The following is an 8,789-nucleotide window of genomic DNA, read 5'->3' as shown; positions in this document are numbered from 1 at the left end:
CTACCAAAACCTAACAAAAATGTCAATAACTTACACAATGTAAACACTACCTAACTATGATTGTTCTTGACACTAATGTCGTCTCGGAAAACTAACAGAATATGGCAAAACAACAAAAAACGCTCTGGGGTGGACGTTTTAGCACAAGCCTCACTACAGAGACAATCGCCTTCACGCACTCTATTGAAGCCGACACACGCCTCATCGGATACGATATCTGGGGCAGCCAAGCACACGCCATTATGCTTGCCCGACAGGGGATTATCTCCGATGCCGACCTACGCGAGATCTTACGTTGGCTCCAGAAAGCAGAAGCGGATTTTCAAAACGGCGATTTTGTGCTTGATCCGAATAAAGAGGACGTTCACATGAACGTCGAATCGTATCTGATTGAGAATGCCGGGCGTGAGTTTGGCGGTAAACTCCACACTGCCCGCTCCCGCAACGATCAGGTGCTCGTGGACGCGCACCTCTACATTCGGGACGAGATTCTCAACGTCCAGCGAGGCATTTCCGAATTGTGCGAAGCATTTCTGCATATTGCGAAGGCACATGCCGAAACTGTCATGCCCGGTTATACGCACACACAGCACGCCCAACCGATTAGCCTCGGTTTCTGGGCAACGGCGTACGTGAGCATGTTCCTACGAGATCAGAAGCGTCTGCAATCTGCATACACACTTGCCAATATGAACCCACTTGGGGCATGTGCGTTGGCTGGCACGACGTTTCCTATTGACCGGGAGTTGACAACAAAATTGCTCGGTTTCGATGCACCGCACGAACATGCGCTTGATGTCATCAGCAGCCGGGACTTTATCGCCGAGGTGCTTTTCGCACTCTCCCTCGTGATGGCGAACCTCTCGCGAATTAGCGAGGAAATCGTCTACTGGACGACCTACGAATTCGGGATGGCGGTGCTTGACGATGCCTACAGTTTCGGAAGTTCCATCATGCCACAAAAAAAGAATCCCGACATCGCCGAGCTCACACGGGGGCGCACAGGACGCGTCTATGGTGCATTGTTGGACCTATTAACGAATCTCAAAGGTTTACCGATGGGTTATAACCGAGATTTCCAAGAGGATAAACCGCCATTATGGGAGGCGTTTGATGTTGTGAAGGCGTGTCTCGGTATGTTACCCGAACTCCTCAAGACAGCGGATTTCAAAACGGAACGGATGGTGGAATTGGCGAATGCGAACTTCGCAACGGCGACGGAGTTAGCGAACTATCTCGTCAAAGATCGTCAGATGAGCTTTCGGGAGTGCCACGAGGTTGTTGGATGGCTCGTCGGGGAACTCGTGCAGCAGGAAAAAACCTTCTCGGATTGGGAATTAACACACACACTCCTGAAACAGAAAGAGATTGACATCTCTGTTGAGCAGCTCAAACAGATTCTGGATGCAGAATTGGCACTTGAGAATAGCCAAAGCCTCGGCGGTACGTCCCCCACAGAGGTTCATCGAATGATAGATAATTTTGAAGAACAGCTAAATGAGATTGCACTGAATATCTATAATTGCCAGATGCAAATTGACGACGCACAACAGGAAACGCTACGGATTGTTAATGAAGTTTTAGGAAGGCCAATTGAGGCGAGATTGTAGGAGAGAACTAGAAAAACGATGCATACGGGTCCATACAAACCGCTGAGGGACTTTGCACAGAAACATCCGAATGTGAGATCAGCACTTGAGCATTGGTATGAATTGATAAGTGGAAGAAGTTTTCGTTCAATTGCTGAGTTGCGTGAAGTGTTTCCCCACGCAGACCGGGTTGACGGTTGGACAGTCTTTAATATTGGTGGTAACAAAGCTCGCCTTATAGCATTCATCCACTATGGGCGGCAGACGGTTTCTATCCATCGTGTGCTGACACACTCCGAGTATGATAAATGGAGGCCCTGACAGGGTGAAAAAACTACTACTGAAAAATGTCAGGAGTAAATTATGTTAACTGAAGAACACCGTATATCTAGCGGATCGCGAGTAAAATTGAAGCACGACCCGCATAGTAATTCGCAGTCACCTGCAGATGCCTTAGAAATTTTAATTCAGGCGGTTGACGCATACACCAACGACATCACCGCTTTGACCGAAGACGACTACGACCGACTTGTAGTGCTGCTGGGTGAATTAACGGATATTGTGCGTGACGACGAAAATCACATTTTCGCGCCATTGATGGAATTTGCTATTGTGCTTATTGAAAGGTATGACCATGCACAAATGCCAGAACTAGCTGAGCGCATTGAGAAGTGTAGAGCGCAACAGTTCCGTAACGCGAGAAAAGGGTTTGCGACTGGATAAGGAAGCCGTGGGCGTTTTTGCGAATTCATGAGGTTCAAAAGTATTGGCAATATCCTCATAGGGTGAAAAAGACACGAATACTCTTAAACGCAGACAAGGAGAACAAAAGATTGAGAGATAAGTTAATTGTGGCTTTGGATACAGATGACAGTGAAAATATTGATTGGTTATCTGGGACACTTATAGATATAGTACCTTGGGTTAAGATAGGCTTTCAGGCGTTCAGTACCCTTGGGACCGAAGGCTTTCCGTGGCTCAGCGGGAGAGGACATAAAATCTTTCTTGACCTGAAATTCCACGACATTCCCAACACGGTCGCACGCGATGTAGGGACGATGACGAAATACGGCGCAAATATGATTAACATGCACGCCGCCGGTGGACTTGAGATGATGCAAGCCGCCAGAGACAGTGCCGATGATGCTGCCTACGAAGCGGATATTCCGAGACCTATTCTACTCGGTGTAACCATTCTAACGAGCATTGATGAAACCGGCTTTCAGCAGAGTTTCGGTTCAGAACGCGGGCTTACAAAACAGGTCGTCTATCTTGCACAGTTGGCACAGGAAGCAGGATTAAGTGGCGTTGTCGCATCGCCGTTAGAGATCGAACCCATACGGAAGGCGTGCGGCGATAAGTTTGTAATCGTGACACCCGGTATCCGTCCCACTTGGGCAGAGAGTGGCGACCAGCGTCGCATTACCACACCCGCCGAAGCGATCCGCCGGGGAGCAGATTATATTGTCGTCGGTAGACCGATTATCGAGGCAGAGGATCCCTTAGAGGCTACCGAAATGATACTTGACGAAATGCGGGAGGCATAACCCTATGAACGTTATCTGTATCTGTTTGGACACGTTTCGTGCGGACATCATCGGCGAAGGCAAGAAATATAGCCACGTTCAGACACCAAACCTTGATGCCTTGGCATCGGAGAGTGTCCGTTTCACACGCGCTTTTGGTGAGGGGCAACCGACGCTTCAGGTGCGACGCGCAAACTTCACCGGGATGCGAAGTTTCCCGTGGAGATATAACTTCGATCGACGCGGGCATTGGCACCACGCACCCGGCTGGCACAAGATTCCGCCCGAACAGGATACGATCGCCGAGATCTTGCTGGAACGGGGTTATTTGACTGCTCTCATTGCCGATACCTATCACATGTTCAAGCCGACGATGAACTTCTCGCGCGGGTTCGCACACTTCGATTTCATCCGTGGACAGGAATCGGATAACTGGCACAGCGGCGATCCGAGATTGATTGAGGAACAACTCCGCAAGCATGTCCGTGAACCCATCAATTGGCAACGCCATGCCGGACTCGTCAATTATCTCTTGTCGCAGCGGCATCGTCAATCCGAGGACGACTATAGTTGTGCGCGTGTTTTCCGAGCAGCAGCTGATTGGCTTGAGGATAATCATACCGTCGGTCCGTTTTTCTTATGGATCGATAGTTTTGATCCACATGAGCCGTGGGATCCACCGAAATCTTATGCAGACATCTATTTCTCTGATTATTCTGGGAAGGATTTCATCACGCCGGGCAGTGCGAACGAAGGCGAGGGGCCTACGGAAGATGAACGCCGTCGGATTGAGGCACTCTACCTTGGTGAAGTGACGTTCGTCGATAAATGGGTCGGCGTTCTCCTTGATAAGATAGAGCAGCTGAGTATCGGCGACGAGACGTTGGTTGTCTTGATGTCCGATCACGGTACACAACTCCGCGACCACGGGAGCTTCGGGAAGGGACCGAACAAATTACATCCGTTCAATACGCAGCTGAACCTTATGATTCGGCATCCAGAAGGACCGAATGATACAGACATTTCGGCGTTTGTACAGAACCACGACCTGATGCCGACGCTCCTCAGTTTGCTTGATATTCCCTGTAATTGGACAGATGGTGAGGATATGTGGCAACTCGTTACGCAGGAGAAAGCCTCCCTTCGTGAACGTATCATCACAGGTTGGGCGGGCTTTATTACTGGGAATGCGCGCGGACGCGTCAGCGTGCGCGATAATCATTGGAACTTCTGTACATCCGTCGGTTATAACGATCCTAACGGCGATGAACTCTTTGATGTCCGCAGCGATCCAGAGGAGAAAGTAAACGTCGCAAGTGACCATCCAACGGTTGTGGCAGAGCGGCGACGGGATATTGAGGCACTCATCGGACAACCCTTACCGGGACATTTCATCGAGGTCTGTGATCCAGGGCATGCCCCGATGACCTATTGGCTTCAGAAGAAACTGGCAGAGATGTAAAAGACTTGAACTAATTTATCGTTTCGCGTATAATGCGTTAAAACGGTAGTCAAAAAATCCACTATTCTTTTTCGGTGTAACGCACAGACCGAAATTTTTTATAGAAAAATTGAAGGGAAAAATTATGGGAAGAAGAAGACGCTCCAGATCGCGTTATTGTAAAGGTGAATTGATTGAACGTGAGGACTTTTCTGAAGATTTAGCGGCGTTCAAATTCCGTGTTGATCAGCAGTTGCCATTTATACCCGGGCAATACGCTACAATCGGTTTTCAAGTTGACGAAAAGATTGTCCAACGTCCCTATTCCATCGTCTCCTCACCGCACGAGCCCTTTATGGAGGTTTTCGTGGAATTGGTGCCGGAAGGGGCGACAACGCCTCTCTTTTGGGAACTGAAATTGGGCGACAGTGTATTTATTCGAGATCGCCTCGTTGGAAGATTCGTCTTGGACACGGAAAGTGGAATGACACGCCATGTGATGGCGGGAACTGTCACGGGTGCTGCGCCGTATATTAGCATTGCACGAACGCAGAAAATCGAGCAGGAACAGGGCAAAGCGAGTCCGCACCAGATCCTTGCAATCGTCGGTGCGAGCCGTTCGTGGGAGCTTGGCTATTACATGGATGAGCTCAATGAACTTGCTGCACAAGAGGAATGGTTCACCTTTGTTCCGACGGTGAGTCGTCCGTGGGAGGATCCGGACTGGCAAGGCGAAAGCGGGCGTGCGGAAGATGTGGTTAGGAAATACGGCGATCAACTCGGCTATGACCACACAAACGCCGTCGTCTATGCGTGCGGACATCCGCAGATGATTGAGAATGCAAAAGCGATCTGGGCGCGTGCGCGTTTCCCTGAAGAACGAATTAAAGAGGAAAAATTCTTTGTGATGAAGGAAGAGTAGTCGGATAGAAATCGACGCTCATAAAAGACTTAACTTAAACAGCGGTATTACGCAGAGAGTTTTGCGTGGTGCCGCTGTTGGGTCCTGGATGTCATCTTACCCTTTGAAGCAGAATCTTAAGGTAGTTTGATGGAACAGCAAAATTAAGATTCTGAGCATAGTCAGCTTGAGCTGCCAGGGTAGCAACACCTATCACTTCGCCGCTACTATTTAGCACCGCACCTCCACTGTTTCCCGGAGATATAGGTGCCGTTATTTGAATCCATTTATTGTTACCTTCGCCTCGGATGCTACTGACAATACCATCCGAAACCGTCCCTTCCCAGCCTCGAGGATTCCCAACAGCATAAACATCTTCGCCAATTTGAACGGAATCGCTATCAGCAAGTGGCAGGACAGGTATATTAAAAGATGACACCCTTAGTAAAGCCAAATCGTGCGTCGGATCTGTTGCTACAATATCTTGAACCCAATATGTTGCCTCGTCACCAACCGATTTAAAGTACATTCTTCTTGCCTGTTTAATAACATGGTAGTTAGTTGCAATATATCCAGGACGAACAAAAAAACCGCTACCATATCCAATAGAATTCCCGTTAGCATCCAGTATATTGAGAGCAACTGTAGATGCTAAGGCTCTTTCAGCGATTTCTTGAGCAGTCTGTTCGGTAGTATTATGTTCTGGGGGGATGGTATTTGATACAGATGTACTACCCTCTGATGAAGAAGTGTTGGATTCATCCGTATTGCGAAGGACTTCATTCACATCCCAAAGTAGAATAGTGCCATCTTCGCTACCGCTAACAAGCGTGTTACTATGCGAAGAAAAAATAAGGGCGGTTATCTTTCGGGTGTGATGTGTGAATATGGAAATCTTACGAGTTTCATCTTCTCTAAAATCGAATAACCAGATTTGCCCTATTTTATCCCCGATTGCAAGAAAGTCAAAAGTCGGGGAAAAGGCTAAGGCAGTAATTGCACTGAATGCTCCTCTGCCACTCCATATCTCTTGACCCGTAGAATTCCAACGCCGAATCATTCCATTTTCCTCGCCGCTGAAAAGGTGGTTGCCATCAAAGACGAACGTTAACGCAGTAATACTACTCTGAGCACCTCTGAGTATTTGCATCACTGTTCTGTTTTGAACATCCAAGAGATAGATTCTGCCATCTGTGCCACCGCTGGCAAGTATGGTTTCTGCGGGAGAAAATGCTAAAGCAGTGATACCAAGTGGGTTACCTGTCAGTGTTGTTTGCAGGCTATTTTCATCAGAGCGAGTAATATCTGATATGAAAATAGTTCCATTTTCACTGCCAGCACTGACAAGCGTTTTGCCATTTTTTGAAAAAGCGACTGCCTCTGTTAATCCGCTGTGGTCTTGAAGTTTGGAAAGCTGTCTACCTGTGCTTGCGTCCCACAATCGGAGTTTATTATCTAATCCAGTACCGCAGGCGAGGATGCGGTTATCTTCTGTATGTGTCAATGCTTTGACTCCGCCAGTATGTCCTTTAAGTTCTAACCGTTTTTGAAAAAGACGCATATTCCATAGTCGGACTGTTCCATCTAAACTGCCACTTGCGAGGGTAGTACCATCTGGTGATAATGTGACTGTTGGTACTATATCATTGTGTCCAGTAAGTGTGGATGTAAGCTCACGAGTATTGGTGTCCCATACTCGAATTTCACTATCTGCCCCACTGGTAGCAAAATTACGTCCATCTTGTGAGAAATTCACTGCGTAGATAGGCATATTATGTTGTGTTGGTTCGTCGAGTCTACCACCCGGTGCTACAAGATTCCATAATTGAACTGTACCATCGAGACTTGCACTGATAAGGATTTGACCGTTTGGTGAGAAATCTATCTCCCAAACTGAATCTGTATGTCCGTGAAACTCGTAGATACGATCTCCGGTTCCAGCATCCCACACCTGAATTGTGCCGTCCTCACTTCCACCGGCTATCATTTGACTATCTTGTGAGAAATCTATAGTATTAATGGCACTATTATATGGCAAAATTGCCATAAGTGCTTCGGTATTAACATTCCAGACGCGAATTGTATTGTCAGCACTTCCACTAGCGAGCATGCTACCATCTGGCGAAAACGCGACAGCATGAATCTCACCGTTGTGTCCTGTGAAAGTAGACAAAGGTCTATGGTTCCCGGTGTTGGTATCCCATAATCTAACTGTTTGATCCCAATGTGCTGCTGCAAGCATGAGACCGCCTGGGGAATATGATACAGCGTTGGCACCCCCCATAATTCCAGAAAACAACACCTGCTCTTTTCCAGTCCGAACGTCGTAGATCCAGACACCGATGGTGGTTGCGACCGCTAATTGATCACTGTAGGGAGAAAATTTTATGTCTTTTACCCAACCTTTGCCAAAACGGGCTGTCGCGTACTGCGGTAAATGCCATTGGGCGGAATCCTGGGCAAAAGTATTGGGTAGAAATAGACTTGTGGTTAGTAGGCATACTATAAGTGATTGGTAAACTTTTTTCATAGAGTCAAGTTCCTTTTATCGTGTGATTAACCGATTTTTTCCGGACAGATTAGGCTATGAAATGAGATTATTGATGGCATGCCGTAGCCATTGAGAAAATCTCTTGGTCCATCTGGGTAAATCCTCAGCAATTCCAGAGGTGTTTTCCGGCTCCTGAGTTTGTAACTCTTCCCAACGTTTTTGCGCGAGCACTGAGATTTCCTCAAACGTGCCTTTTTCTTTCAGATACTCCTCAAACTTGCTTCCATGATACTTATTCATTATGACAGACTCCCATTTTTTAATAAGTCTCTTCGTTTTCGAGCCAAGCGTAAATCCTTTCGGGGTGTCCTTCTCGACTTTTTGATAAAACCGTGTAGGAGAATCATCCTCCGGCCTTCGAGAGTAAACAAAACCCGTGCGATACGTCTTCCTTCACTGATACGACTACGAATTTCCCATAATTGCTCTTCACCCGGCATCTTCTTAACAAGACTCGTGCGAAGCACCTGGGGCCAATGTTCTGCTACTATTCTGATATCAGTATCAATTATGTTGGCATCTTCCTGACCAAGGTCGCTGAGCCATGCTCGTACAGGTTCATTTCCGCTGGGAGTGCGAAAAAAGACGGCATCAAGCATGGGGTTTCCGTTCAAAATAAGGAAAGTGGACAGATATTTTCAAGTCTCAGAATTATAACACGATTTGAGAGACTAATACCAATTCTAATTGATAATTCCTCTTAAAAGGTTGGCTATTTTTCAGCACTGCTCGGTGCGGTTAGAAACCGCACCTACTGGGTGTGACGTGAGTGGGTTCGGTT

General features: G+C 47.4%; 9 protein-coding genes. 6 read left to right on the top strand and 3 right to left on the bottom strand.

Translation table 11 applies throughout. The features are described from left to right. Positions 1 to 101 precede the first annotated feature (101 nt). The 6 genes from argH (at position 102) to OXN25_00125 (ending at position 5,478) form a co-directional block, all read left to right on the top strand. A complete protein-coding gene (gene argH / locus OXN25_00150; GenBank protein ID MDE0423257.1) occupies positions 102 to 1,610 on the top strand; it encodes an argininosuccinate lyase in 1,509 nt (502 codons plus the stop codon). A gap of 18 nt (positions 1,611 to 1,628) precedes the next feature. After that, positions 1,629 to 1,910 (top strand): type II toxin-antitoxin system HigB family toxin, encoded by a 282-nt coding sequence (locus OXN25_00145; protein MDE0423256.1) that lies wholly within the window; start codon positions 1,629 to 1,631, stop codon positions 1,908 to 1,910. A gap of 42 nt (positions 1,911 to 1,952) precedes the next feature. Further along, positions 1,953 to 2,312, top strand: a complete 360-nt coding sequence (locus tag OXN25_00140) for a hypothetical protein (GenBank protein ID MDE0423255.1) — start codon at positions 1,953 to 1,955, stop codon at positions 2,310 to 2,312. A gap of 110 nt (positions 2,313 to 2,422) precedes the next feature. Further along, entirely contained in the window at positions 2,423 to 3,136 is a 714-nt protein-coding gene (gene pyrF / locus OXN25_00135; protein MDE0423254.1) for an orotidine-5'-phosphate decarboxylase, read from the top strand. A 4-nt stretch (positions 3,137 to 3,140) separates the two neighbouring features. Then, the gene (locus OXN25_00130; GenBank protein MDE0423253.1) at positions 3,141 to 4,577 is read left to right on the top strand and encodes a sulfatase; all 1,437 of its coding nucleotides are present in this window, start codon (positions 3,141 to 3,143) and stop codon (positions 4,575 to 4,577) included. A gap of 124 nt (positions 4,578 to 4,701) precedes the next feature. Further along, positions 4,702 to 5,478 (top strand): FAD-binding oxidoreductase, encoded by a 777-nt coding sequence (locus tag OXN25_00125; protein MDE0423252.1) that lies wholly within the window; start codon positions 4,702 to 4,704, stop codon positions 5,476 to 5,478. Between the two features lie 91 nt (positions 5,479 to 5,569). Here OXN25_00125 and OXN25_00120 read toward each other — a convergent pair whose 3' ends face one another. From OXN25_00120 to OXN25_00110, 3 genes are read right to left on the bottom strand one after another with little or no spacing between them, the layout of a single operon-like run. After that, complete coding sequence (locus OXN25_00120) at positions 5,570 to 7,987, bottom strand: trypsin-like peptidase domain-containing protein (GenBank protein MDE0423251.1); 2,418 nt, start codon at positions 7,985 to 7,987, stop codon at positions 5,570 to 5,572. 54 nt (positions 7,988 to 8,041) lie between these two features. After that, a complete protein-coding gene (locus tag OXN25_00115) occupies positions 8,042 to 8,248 on the bottom strand; it encodes a hypothetical protein (protein MDE0423250.1) in 207 nt (68 codons plus the stop codon). Beyond that, on the bottom strand, positions 8,248 to 8,607 hold the full coding sequence (locus OXN25_00110; GenBank protein MDE0423249.1) for a type II toxin-antitoxin system RelE/ParE family toxin: 360 nt from the start codon (positions 8,605 to 8,607) through the stop codon (positions 8,248 to 8,250). The genes OXN25_00115 and OXN25_00110 overlap by 1 nt, the downstream gene beginning before the upstream one ends. Positions 8,608 to 8,789 lie beyond the last annotated feature (182 nt).

Source organism: Candidatus Poribacteria bacterium (genome assembly GCA_028820845.1).
In the GTDB taxonomy this organism is placed as follows: Bacteria; Poribacteria; WGA-4E; order WGA-4E; family WGA-3G; genus WGA-3G.
This window is presented reverse-complemented; position numbering and strand designations above follow the sequence as displayed.